This is a genomic window from Shewanella sp. P1-14-1 (assembly GCF_001401775.1).
GTDB classification, from domain to species: Bacteria; Pseudomonadota; Gammaproteobacteria; order Enterobacterales; family Shewanellaceae; genus Shewanella; species Shewanella japonica.
The window spans coordinates 68166-87740 of sequence record NZ_LKTL01000022.1 but is presented as its reverse complement, the minus strand read 5'-3'; the positions used below and the strand labels follow the sequence as shown (position 1 = coordinate 87740).

The 19575-nt window shown below is 39.4% G+C and carries 15 protein-coding genes; 3 read left to right on the top strand and 12 right to left on the bottom strand.

Going from position 1 to position 19575, the window contains the following annotated elements; translation table 11 throughout:
• Positions 1-23: 23 nt before the first annotated feature.
• From AN944_RS16020 to AN944_RS16005, 4 genes are all read right to left on the bottom strand, one after another.
• Entirely contained in the window at positions 24-2666 is a 2643-nt protein-coding gene (locus AN944_RS16020; RefSeq protein ID WP_055025648.1) for a family 20 glycosylhydrolase, read from the bottom strand.
• A 755-nt stretch (positions 2667-3421) separates the two neighbouring features.
• Positions 3422-4126, bottom strand: coding sequence for a SapC family protein (locus AN944_RS16015; protein ID WP_055025647.1), 705 nt, complete (start codon positions 4124-4126; stop codon positions 3422-3424).
• Positions 4127-4385: 259 nt separating this feature from the next.
• Positions 4386-5930 carry a tryptophan halogenase family protein gene (locus AN944_RS16010; RefSeq protein ID WP_055025646.1) on the bottom strand — a complete coding sequence of 515 codons (1545 nt, stop codon included), beginning with the start codon at positions 5928-5930 and terminating at the stop codon, positions 4386-4388.
• Positions 5931-6025: 95 nt separating this feature from the next.
• Complete coding sequence (locus AN944_RS16005) at positions 6026-8623, bottom strand: TonB-dependent receptor (protein WP_055025645.1); 2598 nt, start codon at positions 8621-8623, stop codon at positions 6026-6028.
• Positions 8624-9067: 444 nt separating this feature from the next.
• On the opposite strand from AN944_RS16005, the gene AN944_RS16000 reads away from it, so the two are divergent.
• Positions 9068-10078 carry a LacI family DNA-binding transcriptional regulator gene (locus AN944_RS16000; protein ID WP_055025644.1) on the top strand — a complete coding sequence of 337 codons (1011 nt, stop codon included), beginning with the start codon at positions 9068-9070 and terminating at the stop codon, positions 10076-10078.
• Positions 10079-10146: 68 nt separating this feature from the next.
• Here AN944_RS16000 and AN944_RS15995 read toward each other — a convergent pair whose 3' ends face one another.
• Positions 10147-10485: a P-II family nitrogen regulator gene (locus AN944_RS15995; protein ID WP_055025643.1), complete on the bottom strand. Its 339-nt coding sequence runs from the start codon at positions 10483-10485 to the stop codon at positions 10147-10149.
• 218 nt (positions 10486-10703) lie between these two features.
• Here AN944_RS15995 and AN944_RS15990 point away from each other — a divergent pair, with 218 nt between their 5' ends.
• Entirely contained in the window at positions 10704-11222 is a 519-nt protein-coding gene (locus AN944_RS15990) for a GspH/FimT family pseudopilin (RefSeq protein ID WP_055025642.1), read from the top strand.
• 98 nt (positions 11223-11320) lie between these two features.
• Positions 11321-11848 (top strand): GspH/FimT family pseudopilin, encoded by a 528-nt coding sequence (locus tag AN944_RS15985; RefSeq protein ID WP_055025641.1) that lies wholly within the window; start codon positions 11321-11323, stop codon positions 11846-11848.
• Positions 11849-11956: 108 nt separating this feature from the next.
• On the opposite strand, the gene AN944_RS15980 is transcribed toward AN944_RS15985, so the two are convergent.
• The 7 genes from AN944_RS15980 to fkpB all read right to left on the bottom strand — a co-directional run bounded on the left by AN944_RS15980 (position 11957) and on the right by fkpB (position 19574).
• The gene (locus AN944_RS15980) at positions 11957-12367 is read right to left on the bottom strand and encodes a type IV pilin protein (RefSeq protein ID WP_055025640.1); all 411 of its coding nucleotides are present in this window, start codon (positions 12365-12367) and stop codon (positions 11957-11959) included.
• A gap of 2 nt (positions 12368-12369) precedes the next feature.
• On the bottom strand, positions 12370-15876 hold the full coding sequence (locus AN944_RS15975) for a pilus assembly protein (protein ID WP_055025639.1): 3507 nt from the start codon (positions 15874-15876) through the stop codon (positions 12370-12372).
• A gap of 2 nt (positions 15877-15878) precedes the next feature.
• Complete coding sequence (locus AN944_RS15970) at positions 15879-16328, bottom strand: PilX N-terminal domain-containing pilus assembly protein (RefSeq protein WP_055025638.1); 450 nt, start codon at positions 16326-16328, stop codon at positions 15879-15881.
• A 16-nt stretch (positions 16329-16344) separates the two neighbouring features.
• A complete protein-coding gene (locus AN944_RS15965) occupies positions 16345-17319 on the bottom strand; it encodes a PilW family protein (protein ID WP_055025637.1) in 975 nt (324 codons plus the stop codon).
• Between the two features lie 9 nt (positions 17320-17328).
• On the bottom strand, positions 17329-17880 hold the full coding sequence (gene pilV, locus AN944_RS15960) for a type IV pilus modification protein PilV (protein ID WP_055025636.1): 552 nt from the start codon (positions 17878-17880) through the stop codon (positions 17329-17331).
• A 298-nt stretch (positions 17881-18178) separates the two neighbouring features.
• The gene (gene ispH / locus AN944_RS15955; protein ID WP_197495528.1) at positions 18179-19108 is read right to left on the bottom strand and encodes a 4-hydroxy-3-methylbut-2-enyl diphosphate reductase; all 930 of its coding nucleotides are present in this window, start codon (positions 19106-19108) and stop codon (positions 18179-18181) included.
• 31 nt (positions 19109-19139) lie between these two features.
• Complete coding sequence (gene fkpB / locus AN944_RS15950; RefSeq protein WP_082420032.1) at positions 19140-19574, bottom strand: FKBP-type peptidyl-prolyl cis-trans isomerase; 435 nt, start codon at positions 19572-19574, stop codon at positions 19140-19142.
• Position 19575 lies beyond the last annotated feature (1 nt).

The following is a 19575-nucleotide window of genomic DNA, read 5'->3' as shown; positions in this document are numbered from 1 at the left end:
TCGTGAAGTGCAATATTAACTATCTACAGCAATAAACTTCTGCCTTTTCGTTTACCATCAGGAGAGATACTTCTCACTTCAACTTTGCCATTCACAGCAACGGGCTCAGTATAAGGAAGCCACTGCTTATTATTAACACTATACTCAATTCTCAGTCCTGGAAAAGCAATATTGGCATGTAATTTACCATTAATAACTTTAGCCCCAACCGTTGGTAATCGATAAGCAATGTTTGCTAAATCAAGCTTGTGAAGCTCTTTTTGTCCAAGTGCATTAGCAAGTTCATTCCATTGCTGCTGTTGTTTGAGTCGCATTTCCGCAGTGAAGTAACCAGAATCTAGACTATAAATAGCGCCTTCATATCGATATGGCACTTCCCAGCTTCCTTTATGCCATGCTTTTTCTGCCAACATTAATAATCGTGGATAAATCATGTATTCAGCAACATCATCACTGCGCACTGTTTCGCTCCACAGTTGACCTTGAATACCAGTAAAGCCTTTTCCTTGTTGTAACGGGCCTGATATGTCATTCCCCTGCTCATCTTGTTGAATGGTATCATCAGCGGTAAAGGCTTGGCCTTCGATGTCAGTCCATTGTTCAGCATTGGCAGGAAGGTTATCTGGCATAAATGAAAATATTTTTTGACTATTTTGCGCACGTCCAGCCCAGTAATAGCCGTGCTCCTTAGGATCTGCTTCATATGGGAAGTCGAAATACAGCACCTCAGGATTTGACAATACGGTATCCCAACCTAGATTTGCTTGTTTATGAGCTCGCTTATAACCTTGATGTGATATGACATCCCAAATATTAGACTGTGCATTTTGAGGCATATTTGTGGGGTTAGTGTGACTCATACCATCACTCCAACCTGCAGGTTGAATACCTTTGTCAGCTAACGAATTTGATAAGCGTTCAATAAAGTAGGCTCCTAAATCATCAACTGATGTCACGCCTTTATCGTTATTAGCAACAAAATCAAGACACTGAGGAGATTGCTTCCACGCACCTGCAGTTTCATCAGCGCCAATATGGTATCGATTTAACGGGTGATCCGCAGCTTGGTGAAGCTTGGCTATTTCGCTGATGACTTTATCAACAAAATGAAACGTCGATTCCATACAAACATTTAAGGTATTGTCATTATAATATTGCACTGACGAGTACACTGTCTTATCTGCAGCATCTGACAGTAAATACTCTTTAGCGGCTTCACTATCCCCTGCTTCCATATAATGACGATAGCGTGCATCCATTGATTTAATTGCAGCTCTTGAGTGACCAGGCATATCCATTGATGGAATAACTTCCACTTGACGAGCGGTGGCATAATTTAATATCTCGATATAATCGGCTTTACTGTAGTAACCATTTACATTGCTATCAGCAAATGGGCCACTGCCTAATTGAGGTATAAGACATTGTGTTTCAGTTAAATCATGGCAACGCTTGCTACCCACATTGGTTAACTCAGGTAAACCATCGATTTCTAAACGCCAACCTTCATCGTCAGCCATATGCAAATGAAGCTTATTTAACTTGTAAGCCGCCATTTGATCAATCAGGTCTAAAATCATTTGCTTACTATGAAAGTTTCTTGCGACATCAACATGCATACCTCGAAATTGATAACGTGGCGCATCAGTTACCGTTAAGGTATTTATAGATAAGTCATCGGCAGATAATAATCCGGTAATTGATGCAATACCATATGAAAAACCAGCTTCATCAGCCGCTTGAATCGTTAATTCAGATTCTGTTATTTCAAGCTTGTAGCCTTCTTGCCCAATTGTTGAAGATGTCTCCAATTTAAGCGGGATGCCACCAGCGAGTTCATTCACACCAAGCCTTGATAGGCGCGCAAGTGATGCTTTTACAGCTTTTGGGTTTACTTCATTGTAAATAACATTAATACCCAAAGATAAATCCACAGGCTTATTGGTGGAGGTAACAACAATGTCAGCTGGGGTCGGAATGATACGGTCAGTGACATAACTGCTATCAAGGGTTACATTTTCATTGGTTTGATAAAGTACATCTGCTTTCGCCCAAACGAGTGCATCTTTTTCTGTGCGGCGGTATTGCTTATCAGCATCGGTAAACGATTCCACGTAAGGACGTTGCTCCATGCCTGTTTCAGGGTCAATTGTGAGCTTTGTACTGCTGATCACAACAGGCGTTAACCCGTCGACGGTAATATAGTAGTTTGGCATTGGATCAGTTTCAGACAACTGCCATAACTCGCCACGAAACCCTAGAGTCTTTATTTCGCCAGCTTTAAATCCAGTAAACGCTTTTGTGGGTGTAATTTGATGTAAATCGCCTTGAACACGACTAATATCAAATTCAGGATTTAACACAGCTTGAACGGGTCTCATTTGGCTATAAAAAATTGACCAGTTGCCATTAGGATAATTAGCAGGAGTTGAAAAATCGATTTCTGCGATAAAGCAACGTTGGTCTTTTTGATCCGCTGAACATGCTTGCTCAGGGATATTGGTGACCACTCGATAAGTGACTTTTAGTTCATTAGCGAATTGATTGAGTGAGGCTTGTGTCCAAGAGGATTGTTCAATGTTGGTTTGACGCTCAGATGACCCGCCCTGACAACCTACTACCCCAAGTGACAATAATAAAGCCGTTGCGATGATGGTCTTTTTCATAGTTTCCTCAGTTTATCCCTAAGCTAATGATGTAACGCAATATGGTTTACGCTATTTCTTAATCTTTACAGCCTTTATTTGTCATAAACTTGCCAAACAGGAGCAAGAAAGTTTTATGCTGTTTAGTCAATGCCTTATAGGTCAACTTATCTTATTCCTTCCCAGATTTGTATAGTGGGTCTCAACGACTGAAACCGAACTAACTAATGACTATGTATCATAAAAAAGGCAAAAAAATAGCTGGGAACAAAATATGTTACCCAGCTTATACTCGTTTCTGGGGAGAGACTAAAAGTATAAAAATTAATTGTATTCCGCCCGACCGGAATACAATCAAAACATGAGTAGAAGACCTCTACCTTACTCATGTGGACCTTAAAACAACGAATCAAACAAGCAATGACAACGCTGTCATTGGTAATCTACAGAATTAGCCATCAAATTTCTACATTTAATTGACCAAATTACACAGTTAATTAACATTGTTTTGTTTTAGTATTTTAAAACAGTTACTTATTTAAAACCTCTACCTTAAAAAAAGCTTAACTGGGATTAATGAAGTGGAATTAAACAATAAACTCATGAGTCAACTTAGTGTTTTCATTGATATACCAAACATAAAAAAGGCACTGTGAATCGTAATTGACTCACAATGCCTAAATGTTTGCCCTGTATGAGGTCTGTTGTCGCAAGGTAAGCCGTACTTACTTTACAAAACTCACTAGAGTAAATGACAACAATTACGTCATTATAAATTATGCTTTAGACATAATCTCAGTGCGTGCTAAACGGTTCACTTGATTTAGTGATGCAAGATGACCGTAGATAGGACCTAGAAGACCACGTTTTCTAAGTTCTAAATAATCTTCGTCTGAAAGCTCATTAAGTTTTGCTTCATCAATTAAGTATAGACCATTGATATTGCGTTTTTCACCAGCAACATCTACCGTTAGCGTTTGCGTAGTGAGTAACTCTTTTTCTGCAAGGAAGCCTAGAATGTTACGGCTTGCTTGATCTTGTTCAAAGTGAGCAATAAGCGCTTTTTTACGGTTTTCTAAGTATTCAGTTTCTTTTTCGCCTTCGAATAATGCTTGGCCTTCTGTTTTACTAACTTCAGCAGCACCTTCACGAATACCAATCCAAACTTTATCTTTAACGTCAGGGTTTAATACTAGTCCGAGTGGGTAATCACGTACAACAGCAGGGATATACAAACCTTGCCATTTGCCATCTTTAATACTTAAATTTTGGCCTGGCTTTAAGCCCAGCATCGCAACGGCTTGGAACTCACCACTATCACTGTTTTTAACAAATACAATTGGGTATTCAGTTGCTGCACGACCAATTTCGTGCAAAGTTACTGGAACAATGTGCTGGTCAGCTACATGGTTAAAGCTCGATGGAGTGATTTTTAAATCACCGTGTTTTGCATGTTCAAGTAACGTAATTTGGTTAGACATCTTGGCTCCTTCAGGCGCTTCTAATCAATAATGATTTACATAAAAATTCGGGATTCAAGTCCCTTTTAATAAAAATTTCTTTTGAAGATTAAATTCAAATCCCAAAATTTTTAAATGATGCTTTGTTTAAATGACTCACTATCTCGCTTGATATTACAACTTAGAGTGACTCAAAAAGCCCATTATCATTTAATCTGCAGCTAACGTTACCGTATCAAGAAATAAAGTACCACTGGCTATGTTATTTATTTGGGGGCTATTAGATGGTTTTCAAGCCATATTGCTTTATTTTATTTAATAAAACACGATGCTCAGGTAATTCTGCGGCTAACCCTTGACCAATCCGTCGGATCTGTTCTGTTTGCTGCTGCGCCGCTAACAAATACTGTTTATCACATTGATTTACTTGTGTAGCGTATTTCATTCCGTATAACACATATAAATAGTTATCCACGTTGAACACTTCATAACGAGAAAACAAGTCGTCAGTCAGCGGGCTAAAGTTTTGCCATAACGCCATCTTTTGCTTTAAAGGATTAGGGATTGAATCAGGACAACGGTTATCTCGCCAGAAGTCACTGTCTTGTCTGTCTGAAATACAGTAATGCAATTTAGCAAACTCAACCACTCGCTCCCAAGCGTAGCCCATTGTGTGGTTAAATCGCTCGGCAAGTGCAGGCATTTGCGATAATGCATGTGGTAATCGTTTTGATAGATAGGCAGCGGCAAAGTCGGTTAACAATATAGAGGTAGCCTCAATAGGCTCTAAAAAACCTTGAGCAAGCCCCAATGACACGCAGTTTTTAGCCCAGAACTTTTCTCTATAGCCAACTTTCATCGGAATTTCTCTTGAAGCAAGTGAAGCTAGCTTACCCCCTAAATATCGATCAAACGTTTCTTCAGCTTGTGCAGATGTCATATGATTATCTGAGTAAACAAAACCTGTGCCTCGCCTTTGCGGCAGGGCGATATCCCAAACCCAACCAGCTTGGTGGGCAGTAGCAATCGTATAGGGCGGGATAACTTGTTCTTCAGTGGTAGGGACTTGCGCAACGATTGCTTTATTCACAAACAATTGCTTAGATTTATCAATAAAGCCAACCTTAAGCTTTTTAGCAAGCAATATCGACTCAAAGCCACTTGCATCAACATAAAAATCAAAAGCTAACTCGCCTAATGAATCCGTTTTCAAGCAAGTTAAATTGCCCTTCTCATCGATATTGGCATCAAGCACATTGGCTTTTAGGTGAGTGACATTAAATTTTGTTGTCGCATTTTTAGCTAACAATTGTGCAAATCTTGCTGCATTTAAGTGGTAAGCATAACTAACCTTGCCGCCATATTCTGGCGTGGTAATCAGTTTGGGGGCTTTGAAGGCATCACAAATAAAATGCTGAGGAGAAACGGTAGCAGAGAAACTCTGCTGATTAGTTGCCTGTTGCTTGGTTTGCTGTAACCAATAATCGGTAAGGTTCTCCCCTAGCGGGCTTGGTACGTCAAACAAGTGATGGTAACTGTTATTGGCACCATGAATATCTTTATCAAGCCAATTGCAAAACTTAATTGATTGCTTAAAGCTTACATCACATTCACGAATAAACTCGGTTTCACTGATACCGAAGCTTTGTAACGATTGTTTAATCGCTGGTACCGTTCCTTCACCAACACCAATTGTCGGGATATCTGGTGATTCAATCAGCGTGACAGAAACATCAGCTAAATGCTGCGCAGCTTTTCCAATATGGTTTGCTGCTAACCATCCTGCAGTTCCACCACCTACAATCACTATTCTTTGTACTTTCATTCAAACCACCAGCTTTGCAGTTAATGACTTAATTTAATAAAAAAGCCTAGCAATTTGCTAGGCTTTTTTGACACGGCTATGAATTAATTAACCGATTAGAAGCGTAGGTTTAAGCCCACTTTATAACGAGCTTCACCTTCAAAGCTCCAAGCTGGGTAACCACCTTTTAGCTCTGGTTTCACATCCGCCCCATCTGGTGCAACACCTAACTGAACACTGTCCTCTTCAAGTAAGTTAACTACTTCAAATGAAACACCTAAATATTCAGTAATGTTGTAGTTAGCACTTAAGTCCAATGTGCCATAGTCTTGGTGCTCACGGTTACCATAGAAACCTGGTAATTCGCGGATCATGTATTCACTACGCCAGTTATAAGCAACACGAGCCGAGAAGTCTTCCATCTCGTAATAACCCACTAAGTTAACTGTGTGCTTAGAAGAATCAGAGAACACGCTAACTTCGTCTGGGTAATTTTCAGGTGATGCGTCTGAGTCAGCAAAAGTATAGTTTGCAGAGTAACCAAATCCGTTATCGAAACCATCTTGGATTTGTAGTTCGACACCTTGAATTTGACCGCCAGTACCGTTTTTCTTGGTTGACTTAGTCCAGTTATCTTCACCTGAATCAGGGTCAATAATACCGATACTTTGGTCAAGAATTTGATCAGAAGTAACAAACGAACTGATATCCTTAATAAAGTATGCTGCACTCATTAATCCATCAGGGCTGAAGTACCATTCAACGCCTAAGTCAGCTTGAGTCGCTTTAAATGGCTCAAGGGCAATGTTACCTGTGTTGACGACTTCGTTACCCGCTGTTCCGTCTGCATAACCCGCTAACGCAGAAGATGCAAACATGTCACCGTAATTAGGACGTGAGATAACTTGTCCTGCAGAGGCACGAATTATCACATCACTAGCAACATCAAAAGCAATGTTCATGCTAGGTAAAACATCACTGTAACTTGCATCAAGTGTGCTTAAGTTATCTGCATAAGAACCGTCAGCTTGGAGTGCATAATAATCTGATGACGCATCGGTAGAAATATAACGTAGGCCAAAGTTACCGCGGATACCGTCGGCTTCAAAATCAGCCATTAAGTATAATGCTAAGTTTTCTTCGTTAATTGTACCGTAACCTGACTTATAAACGGTTCCGTCTTTACTGAAACCACTGATTGCTGCTTTTGCATCTTTTAGCATTGCATCAAGGTTCGGCTCAGGTAACGTGTAACCTGCACCAGAAGACATTGAGCCGCCATAGTAAGCTGTTGCATCTTTTGAAGTGACATCAGCATTGACTATTGCAGGATAAGTCTCTTGCTTAACATCATGATCAGCCCAGCGCACACCAGTTTTAAATGAGGTAATTGCACCTAAATCAACAGGAATCGTGAAATCAAATTGTGCATAAGTTTCTTCATCTGAGTTAGGTTGTTTCTTTAAAGACCAACCTGCTGGCGCTAACTGACCACCAAAATCTTCTGCACCAAATGATTTATTTGCTACATCAATTTTAATGACTTCACCAGTCGCATCATAAGTACCAGCGTAATCAGCTGGTGTACCTAACCAAAAACCATAGTTAGCAGTTAAATCGGTACCACCTTCAGATTTAGTATTACCAACACGGCCTTCCATAGTGAAGCTATCGGCTTCATATTTGAAATCGAAATCTACGGTATTTGAATCCATGCTTGCTTGGCGAGCCCAAGTTTGTGCCCAACCTGGGTTTGCATCATCTGCACCACGGCGATAGAAGGTACAAGTACCATTGCTATTTTTTTGCTCACAAGCAGCATCTTTATCATCTGGGAACATTACGAATAAAGACGTGTTAGCATTGTTTGCTTTCATGTCTAAGCTCATTAAGTTCAAACCAAACTCTAAATTATCAGTTGGGTTATATTGGAATACACCATTAATCGCTGTACGTTCACGATCTTGTTGGAATGTCGTAGGGACGATATCACCCCAACCTAGCAATGATTCAATACCATTACGTTGGTAAGTTGTTTCAGAACCCGCAGCAGAAATTAAGAAACCAAAGTTTTCGTTTTCATTTTTCCAGCTGTATAAGCCAGATAATTCAGGATCAGTTTCTTCAGAGATTGTGCCGTAATCACCTTTAGCGCTAAGGAATACAGTGTTGGCATCTAAATCTAATGGTTTACGTGTTTTAACAATTACCGTACCGCCCACGCCACCTTCAGGTAAATCAGCCTGAGATGACTTATATACTTCAATCCCACCGACCATTTCAGGCGGTAGTAAGCTGTAGTTAAAGCTACGGTCAATAGACTGTTGATCATACCAACCAGTAGAAGCTACTGAATGTCCGTTAAGTAGTGTACGTGTTAAGCTGCTTGAAGCACCACGAATTGACACTTGCTGGCCTTGACCAAACTGACGGTTTACAGCAACACCTGGTATACGGCCTAATGACTCACCCACGTCACCATCAGGAAATTTACCAATATCTTCTGCGGTTACCGCATCAACAACTGAGTTTGAAAAACGTTTTTCATTAACCGAAGCCTTCATCGAGGCACGCATGCCTTTTACTTCGATTTTTTCAATGTTTTCTTCAGCAGTCTCAGCATCAGCAGCTACTGCTCCTACTGAAACCATACTGCCAAGCAAAATAGCAATGTTAGTTGCTAAAACATTTTTCTTAAAATTAATAGGTCGCATCTTCATTTCCCTTCCATAACTTTATTATCGTTTTTGGATACATAACCATTCCAACCGGAATGACAACGCTGTCATGTCTAGAGCAAACATTACACAATTATTAACAGTCTTGCCACAACAAAATAACTTTACTGAGCATTTTTTGTTATAAAAACAATTAAAGAAAGATAGAAATAGCCATTTAAACCATTAAAAAACAAAGCCTTGATAAAAACAATAATTTGTAGCATTTTTGATACAAGCTCTTTATAAAAGCCACTGTTCAAACCAGATAGATAATTGGAGATTGCCTAATTAAGTAAAAATAAGCACTATTAGAGTTATATGAGCTACCGTTATTTCGTCAAGTACACGGTTTGAAGACACGTTATTAGGGGATAAATGTCATCAAATTGAGATAAATAACTGTTAAGCTACTCGCCTGAATAAAAGAGCTATAAACAAATGAAAGTAACCATCAATGATGTTGCCAAACATGCTGGCGTATCAATCAAAACAGTATCAAGAGTCACGAATAAAGAAAGCTCTGTAAGACAGACCACCATTGATAAAGTCAATGCCGCAATCAATGAGTTAAATTACCAACCCAATTTAGCTGCCCGTAATCTTGCCAGTACTAAATCTTACGTCATCGGCTTTATCTACGATAATCCCAACGCTTATTACATTATTGATATGCAAAATGGTATTTTGTCTGCTTGCCAAGACAAAGGTTACGAATTACTTATTCACCCGTGTGATGCAAAATCAGCGGATATTTGTGATGAACTAACTAAGATGGTTAAGCATTCACGTTTATCTGGTCTAGTATTAACGCCTCCGATGTCTGAGGACCCTACTATTTTAGCTGCACTTGATGAAATAGATGCCAACTACGTCCGCATTATTGCAGGAGAAAAAGCCTGTGCAGACAATGGATTAGCTGTTCTAGTAAACGATAAGCACGGCGCTTTAGAAATAACACAGCACCTTATTGATATCGGTCATACAGAGATTGGATTTTTAAGTGGTGATCAGCACCATGAATCAACCAAAGAACGATTAAGTGGTTTTAAAAGCGCATTAAAACAAAACCAACTGAGCGTAAACACTGACTGGGTACTAGATGGTCAGTACTCTTTTGAATCTGGTGTTGAAAATGCCAATAAGTTAATAAATTTATCTCAGCGTCCTACTGCAATTGTCGCATGTAACGATGAAATAGCCGCAGGTGCTTTATTTGCCGCAAGATTAGCTGGATTAGATATCCCAAAAGATCTTTCCATCGTAGGCTTTGAGGATAGTCCATTCTCACGCCAAACTTGGCCTAAACTGACGACGGTGCATCAACCTAACGTCAAAATTGCAAAAGTCGCAACTGAATTACTAATTGCTAACAGTAAAGAGACCGTAGAAAAACGCTCAATGGTATTTACTCCAGAGCCCGTCATTAGAGACTCTTCATCGACTCGCTAATCATAGTTGTTAGTGACTAAAAAGCCTCTAAAATTTAGAGGCTTTTTTGTTGTTCAAAATGTCAAAGATTAAACAGCTTCTTCGTTTTCTTCGCCCGTTCTTATACGAATAACACGTTCAATATCAGTAACAAAAATCTTACCGTCACCAATTTTACCAGTTCTTGCCGTATCAACAATCACTTCAATTGCTTGATCTAACTGTTCATCTTGGATGACCAATTCGATTTTAACTTTAGGTAAAAAGTCCACCATGTATTCAGCACCACGATAAAGCTCTGTGTGGCCTTTTTGACGACCAAAGCCCTTAACCTCTAGAACTGTCATCCCAGTAATACCTATTTCCGCAAGTGACTCTCGCACATCATCAAGTTTAAACGGTTTAATAATGGCTTCTACTTTTTTCATCAATCACTCCTGTGCACTTGGGAAGTCTTTATATACTTGAAGTATATATTCATTAATAATCAAAAATTGCTCTCTATCTTACTTTAACATCACTTTTTTTGCTTTAAATTTAATGGAGTATTTTTAAAAAACTAAAATTCGCTTAATACCAAAAGGAATCTATACTTAGCCTTGTTGCTTTGCGGGATTGCTTAGCAAAATAAATCAAGGATGATTTTATGAAACACCAATTCATGGGCTTTAGCCTAGTAGAGCTGATTGTCACGTTATCTATCTCAGCGATCTTAACTAGCTTTTCTTTACCCTACTTTGAAGTCATTATTGAACAATCTCGAAGCGAAAGTTCAATTAGATCTATCCAGCAGTTAATCCAACTCGCCAGAAATCATGCTATTACTTTCGGCACAAGAGTCACAGTATGCCCTTTAGTCAATTCCCAATGTAATTGGGATTGGCAAAGCGGCTTTAGCGTTTTTACTGATGGGGGTAAACGCAATGAACTTGGCAGTGAAGATGAGCTTCTGTATGTTATGGGACCATTCAATTCTAATGATATTGTTTATTACAATCGAAACGCTATTAGATTCCAGCCTGATGGTTTAGCATCTGGCACCAATGGGACCTTTAGATACTGCCCTAATACTTATAATAGCCCATATTCAAAAGCGGTCATTATTAATCAGTCTGGCAGAATAAGGTTCTCTCGCCAAAAGAATATTGAATGCCAACAAGACTGAATTTCGCGATTAATGATGGCCAACTTTAGATTGACAAAAACGCTGATTTCGCACTCATATTACCTTATACTGACTTAAGTATTACTGAGGAAATATGGATGATAAAAATAAAGAAAGGATTAACTAACGGTTTTACTCTGGTTGAACTATTGATCACACTTGTAGTTGCAGGAGTTTTAATCGCTGTAGCGGTTCCTTCGTTAACTTACCTATATGAATCTAGTCGAAGTCGGGCTGCTACCAATTCACTTGAGTCAGCATTGGTTTTTGCTCGTAACCAAGCTGTAAGTTTTGGCAGAAGAGTCTCGGTATGCCCTGGTGACGGTTCAGGCTGCACGAGTAATTGGATAGACGGAGTTGCAATTTTTATAGATGATGATCAAAACGGCATAAAGGACAATAATACGGATGTACTTCGTTTTATTGATGCTTTCAATGATGATGATTTTATAAAAACCTCTTCTTCGTCCCTAATCACCTTTAATACAGATGGTCTTGTTAGTGGCTCAACGGCTCAAACTATAACTTACTGCCCAGGTTCCACAGACAGCGCATACTCAAAACAAGTATCATTAAGTGCATCAGGCAGAGTGCAAGTCATTACAGAAAATGTGAATTGCACATAATCTTGATATGATCTAGTACATTTAATCCAAGGTCATTTTTAATATCTTCTACAAAAAAGAGTTTATGGTTATTTAATCCATAAACTCTTTTTTAACCTAGAGCAAAAGTTAATTACTCCAACATTCAGCCGGCGTTTTAACACCATCAGAAGTGATTTGAATGACTGCACAATCTGTATCTCTAGTCGCTTGCGTTCCAATCGCTGTTGCTTGCAAGGTATATTTAGTCGCAGAGCCTACAGAAGCATCTATCTCATAAAAGCCGTTATCTACAATATAAGGATCGGTATCCATTCCCAACTGTTTCATATTCTTGGTAAATTTCTTATGATCCAAATAAAACTGTTCTTGCCTATTAGCCATATTCATAAGCCCTGAGAGAGCATCTGCACGGGCCCCTCTAGCAGCGAAGCTAGTATAACTAGGGTAGGCAATCGAAGCCAAAATACCAATCACCACAAGTGTAATCATGGCTTCAATTAACGTAAAACCTGAGATTTTTCTATTATATTGCACCATTTTTAATTCTCGTTCTGATGGTAGTAAATTCGATTGACACCTAAGCCACCACCGATACATTTATCATCGCCTTCTGGACAACCATCGTCGCCTAAAACATCGTTTTTAATCATATCATTAGCAGCATCACCAATACCTATCAAATACATATAGCTGTCTGAATCGCCATTTTTTGGTACTACTAATGTTGGCGTATCAGGTACTTGTTCACCCATTACAAAATAGTCTTCACTATGGCTATACGTCCTCGCACCTTTATGTAAATCGAACCCATATAAGCGCCCTTGACCAGGGACTAAACATGCGGTTTCGCTGGCTCCAGTTTCAGGCACATATGAAGTAAAAAAGACTCTTCCTGATACAATTGTTGCCGCTGATAATGATTTCTCACCTGCATCACTAAAGTTATAATACCAGCCTCTCTTGGCACCAAATGTTACAAGCTCAGAATCTGAAGAAGGTGATTCAGTTGTCACATTATAGAGATCTGTTAGTTCAAGAGGGTCAGGTGCTGTATTACTGGCTGCAGAGCTATAAGATTTAGTGACAATATTTCTATCTTGCAATGTAAAGAACTTATCAGCTCTTGCCTTATCAAGAGGGTGGGGTCTATGTCCGCTTCCTATTACAACAGCATCATAAGGAATACTTTGATAAGTCATTGTAGTTGTTGAGGTTCCACTACCGTCCGTATGCGTATGCTCTGCAATGTTACTGAAAGTAGTTTGTGCCACAACAGGCTCTGAGTAGAAACGAATATCAGTTGTTGTTGTCCCACCACCGAGAGTTGCAAACTTGAAAGCACTCCAAGGGTTTGAGGTATCATTTGGCAAACCTGGCATATCTAGACGCCATACATTGGCACCAGTATCTGTCGCATAAACTCTATCGGTTAACTGATCATTATTACTATCAAGAATTGCGACCTTATTTGGAATACTGTCCGAAAGCCCTGGCATTACCGTATCACTGCCTGTTAGTCCGAAAGTGTATACTTTTGTTCCATTATCGGCATCGATAATATAGACCCCAGTGCCAATACTATCTGAACTTCCAACATTTGAGCCATCTTTTGTAGTAGGGTTATAACCTGCGCCGATAATCAATACAGGATCAGCATCAGCAGCAGTTGTTGCGCCAGAAGGCCAACCAGGAACCTTAGTGATTACAGGCTCTGACCACGATTCACCTTGTAAAGTAAAGTCGCTAACTTGAGAAATCCACTTCAATGAAGGTGAATCTGGATTTGTAATATCTAAAGCATAATATGAAGTTCCACCTCGTCTCATACCAATAAATAACCATGCTTTTGAGACTTTATCACTTGAATCCCTCTCAATATAAGCAACTGGCGAACTATCCATGCCGTATATAGAGTGAACACCTGTCTGAGGGTTATCACGTAAACCTTTTATATTTTTAAGCAATTCGGCTGGCATAAATGCCCAAGATTCAGAAACGGGTACATCAGCAGTTTCATCATCCTTGAACATATGAAGGAACCCATGGTTTGTTCCCATTAAAATACGGTTATCCGGCTCTGAAGAGTTGCCATAGTTAATAACAAGCGGCCTTGAGTGCAGCGGGTCGCCGATGATATCTTGACGTAAATAGAGAGGTGCTGTGTCAGCTTTATCATCATGATCTTCATCATCAACATTGACGCCTTTCGCCCAATCAAAATTGTCATCGATTCCGCTAATGTCGACTCCCATGTAATCAGCTAAATCAGCATCTGTAGATAAATAGCTATTTAATTTGGCATTTGCCGGCGTGAAGGCAACTAAGTCACCGCTGCTACCTGCGTTAATCAATACCTTTCTTGAGCTAACAGACGAGCTATAAGTTGACTTCATGACCCCTGCAACACCGCCATCAGAAACATGATAGCCACGGTATGAATCGCCAGTACAATCAGTTGTCCAATACGGACAAGCTTCTGCAGCGATAGTACCTGAACTATCAAATGCATCATTGCCATTTTTATCAACTACCGTCCCATCAGCAGTCACTTTAAACTTCTTTAAATTACCTGACCAACGAGGTCCTTTATCAGGCAAAAACATTGCAAAATATGCGTCATCGCCAGTTTGGGTTTTATCAAGCACTACTGAGGGAGAAGTAAAACTAGAATCCGTTCCTTGAATTGCTGTTACAGCTTGTAAAAGCGAAGCTTTCAATGCTTCAGCAGAGTTTGCTTTATAATATTCACCACCAGCTTTTTCGGCCGTTTTTTCTAATAAAGCTTCAGCGGCATCAGCACCAGAACTAAAGCCAATCGTATAAGTCGATACAACTTGATCAGACGGTGCATTTGGGTTGACATCGTTGTTGTACATCCAATTAGATAGTGAAGCTAAATAATTGGTTTTCATAGTACCCCACTCGTTAATATCTTCACCTAATGTCAAATCTACACCTGGTAATAACGCGATAGCAGAATCGGCACTAACATCTAAATTTGGAATTCCGTCGGTAACGTAAATAATTGATGCATTAGACTGGCAATCTTTATTCACAAATGGCGAAATATAATTCCCGTTAGACTCGATAGCTGTATCATAGGAAGGATTAGAGGTAGAGCCTGATGTTTTATGGCCAAATTTGACTGGTTTACCATATAAGTAACTATAAGCTTCAAATAAGGTTTCACATAAAGGCGTATAGTTGCCGTGAATAGAATCAGAATCTTGAATAGACGTAATTACGCTATTTTTGTTTGCAACCGATGCCTCTTTAATACCAGAAATAATACGACCGCCATCTTTAGAAGTACTGTCGTTTTTGTTAAATATTAATAAACCAAAGTCTATACCTGGAGTACTGACTATAAGCTCTTCTAAGATTCGTTTTGCCACATCCATACGTGTATATGAGCTGCCATTTGCCTTGCCATTTGGCTTGCTATCATTATGGTACCAAGTTACGTATTCTTGAGTATAAAAATGTATTGGATCACCTAAGCCAAAATCAGTCAGTTTAGCTTTTTCAATATCTGAATCATAAGGAGAGGCAAGCGCGTCGACGGGATACCCAGCAGAAACACCACTAGCATTGGTTGTATTTTGCTCATATATATCTTCATAACAATCTACTGTCGATACAGCACTACCATCTGTTAATGGAAATTTACTCCAAACATTGCCTTCATACTGACGAAAATAACCCGTATATATTCCATATTCTTCAAGGAACGTTTTAGAACTCGCACAGCCATTGATTGAGTTTAAGATGTATTGATTACTACTTAGTTCTGGAACAACGGCACCATCATTCGAAAAATATAACTTTGTACTGCCACCAATACTCCCTTGATCATGGAATCTAGGAGCAGTAAAAGAATTATCACCCATTGAGCCGGATGTATCTAATATAAGTAATACTTGCGGATTATCGTTACTTCTTGCTGAAGACTCTGCTACGTATAGCTCAGTATCATCAGCGATACTTGTCGCAGCTAGAGCAATAGTCATAAAACTTAAAGTAAAAGTGGATATCTTCTTAAACATGTTTAACTCCCGGTGAGCACTTCTTGCTCAATGCCCGTTGTAACGGTAAGTTGTCCTACACCGCCTCTTCCAAAAGTAGCAGAACTCGAAACTTCTAGGCGTCTGCAGCTGATTAAATTAGCAGCGCTTGCTTTTTCAGTACGCTGGCAGTTTACGTCGATACCTGGATTATCTTCAGGCATTAACTTAATATTCTGTGTTCCATCCATTTCAGTAACGACACCATCGGCAGTTCTCGTGCTAAAGTTATGCGTGACATTGTCATTAATCACGATGTTTAGCCCTCCTTGTGCCTGAGCTAATGCAGAAACTCGGTCACCGCCAGCACCCGCCATTCTTAAGGATTGACTAGAGTTCACTGCTAATGCGACTCCGATAATAGTCATAACAATCAGTACCACTAAGGAAAAAAATAACACCATTCCTTGCTGGTTTTTTAATGGTTTAATCATTGAAGTAACCTAAATATTAATTTCTAATTAAAACAGGGTTATCTAACACGACAGTGGTCGACATCACTTTTCTTCGATATTTATCATTCGTTGCTGGAATTGATTTATCACCTAACTGATAGACTATTTCGTTCTCATAACTATCATCTTCTTGAATAGATCGAACTAATACATAGATTTTAATCGCAACTAATCTCTGAAACCCTTGGTTATCCCACATCATGGTTGATACTTCATTTGCTGGCATAAATGAATCAGGAGTTGAATCACCATCATCATCAAAACCATACAAAAACCTTATGTTCTCAATACCTTCTACTAACTGATCTTCATTGTTCATGCCTTTAGAAATATTCAAGGTTTTACGACTAAGAATAGGTATCCCGCTATCATTTTTAATAAAATAAATATGATGCTGATACTCCCAAACTCTACTATTTAACTTATTCGGAGCAACACTGCTCCCATTAAAAAATTCAATTTCATTTGAGGTCACTGAAGCATAGTATCGATTAGTATCTTGAACTGTGGTTTCTGGACCCACTAAGCGTTTGATTTGAATCACATCGGTACCACTGATCGGAGAAATTGCAGCATCACAGTTTAACGTGTTAACGCTATTTCCTTGCTCATAACCCCATAACCTTCTGAAGTGTGCAGGGACGTTTAGAGGAAACGTTGCATTATTGAAGCCATCACCTACACAATCACTAGGCACTGCAGTAGCTGAAACTGAGGTGTTGGTACCCAGTAGTAAATCGGTTCCAGTAATGTCACCAAAAAAACCTAATTGACTAATATCGCGTTCCATAATAGCTAAAGCTATCCGACCATTCTCTTGCAACTGAGTAAACTGGCTTGTGGTAGTCACATTGCTTGAAGACATATTGAACATCGAAAATAAACCAGCTGAAATAAACAAACTAATGAGCATTGCAATCATTAGCTCAACAAGCGACATTCCTATTTGTAATTTTTGTTTAGTAATCATTCTAATAACCTAAAAGATTGCTGTCTCAATTTCGAAAATTCGTTTTTTGTTGTTTTTAGCACCGCAATTGATAACGTAATCCGAGTAACCAGTCTCTGTGCCGTGTGACTTTCTGATACCTGTCCAACTCATCACAACCACAACTTTATTGGGCTCAACATAGATACAGCCATTTGGAGACGGCAACCCACCAACATTATTAGCGCCATCTTTTTCAGCCTCGCCAATAAATGCTGATTGCCACTCATATACATCCCAAAGCTGTAATTCGGAAGGAGTACAAATCGCGACACCTGAGCATGCCTTCGAAGGAGCGGTTAAAGAAGCACCAGTATATGTCGTGCCCGTTGCAGAACCATAGGAATCTAAAACCGACGGGTTCAAACGCATTCGATTGATAATGTCGTTGGCATAGTAAGAAGCTTGAGTTTGCTGAAATGATTCGAAGCTACCGCGTTTTGAGACGATATGCAGATTAAAAATTCCAATTAAGCCTACGGTCAAAATAACCAAGGAAACTAAAACTTCAATTAAGGAAAATCCATTCCTTTTCGCTGACATGAGTGTCAAACCTCCATTTTCTGCCAGTATATTGACAAAATGATTATAATTATTTGTTTAAAATCTAAAACTTAGATACAAAATACTACAATGTAAAATAAGAGTCGAGCAAGATGTAACCAAAACTAACAAGTATTGTATACCAAATATTAGCTAAAGATTAAATTTAACGATCTATAGAGTATAGACTAATTACTCATGCTTTAGTTATGGGCACAAAAAAACCGCAAGCCAGAATAGCTCACGGTTTTATAAATAGCTTATTTTGTTTTCGTATCAGGCCTTTAAGCTGTCATTATTATCTAAGCTCGGCGGGTACGGCAAAAACAGTATCTTCTTTTCGCCCTTCCACTTCGGTGATGACCGAAGGCTCAAATTTAGCGATAGCATCAACCACTTGTTGAACAAGTACTTCTGGCGCAGAAGCCCCAGCTGTAACTGCAACTTTAGATACACCATCAAACCAAGCTTGATCAACATCGGCTGCGGTATCAACTAAATAGGCTTGAGTGCCTGTTTTTTCTGCAAGCTCACGTAGTCTATTGGAGTTAGAGCTGTTTTTAGACCCGACGACAATCATTAAGTCAGCATCAGAAGACATGTTTCGAACGGCATCTTGACGATTTTGAGTCGCATAACAAATGTCGTCTTTTCGCGGCCCTTCAATAGAAGGAAACTTCTGTTTTAACGCTTCAATAATGTCTAATGTATCGTCCACTGATAAGGTTGTTTGAGTGACAAAGCAAAGGTTGTCAGGATCTTTAACCTCTAATGCCGCTACGCTTTCCGGTGACTCAACAAGATAAACGCCACCTTGCGGATTATCATACTGACCCATAGTACCTTCAACTTCAGGGTGTCCTTCATGGCCGATTAAAATACACTCTATTGCTTTACGGCTAGCACGGGTTACTTGAAGATGCACTTTAGTCACAAGTGGGCATGTTGCATCGAAGACTTTCAGTCCTCTATGCTTAGCTTCTTTTCTTACCGCTTGGGATACACCATGAGCACTAAAAATCACGATGCAATTGTCAGGTACTTCATCTAATTCATCAACAAAGATTGCACCACGGTCTTTTAAGTTTTGAACCACATATCGATTATGTACCACTTCATGACGGACATAAATCGGCGGTTCAAATAACTCTAGTGCTCTTTCAACGATACTAATCGCTCTATCTACACCTGCACAAAAACCACGAGGGTTAGCTAACAATATATTCAATTCAGGAGAAGTTGGGTCAACTTTTAGCATGTTAAAGTACCTCTACAACTTCAAGTTCAAAAGTGACTTTTTGGCCAGCTAATGGATGGTTTAGATCAACAGTGATGGAGTCACCAGCAATTTCACGCACCATACCTGGTATTTCGCTACCACCAGGACCACCAAAACTGACTATCACGCCCACTTCTAATTCCATATCAGCAGGAAAGCGGCTTCTATCCATATGATGGATAGCATCAGGGTTTGCTTCACCAAACGCATCAACTGGCTCTAAAGTAAAAGTGTGATTATCACCTTGCTGCAATTGGCTAATTTGCGCCTCAAATGCAGGGCTTAAGCTGCCATCACCAGTATTAAAACGAGCAGGCTTATCAGACGCTTTTGTACTATCTGCTGTAGAACCATCCTCTAGAAGGATATTCATATGACATAAAATAGAACGGGTTAAAGTGTGTTGCTCAGACAAT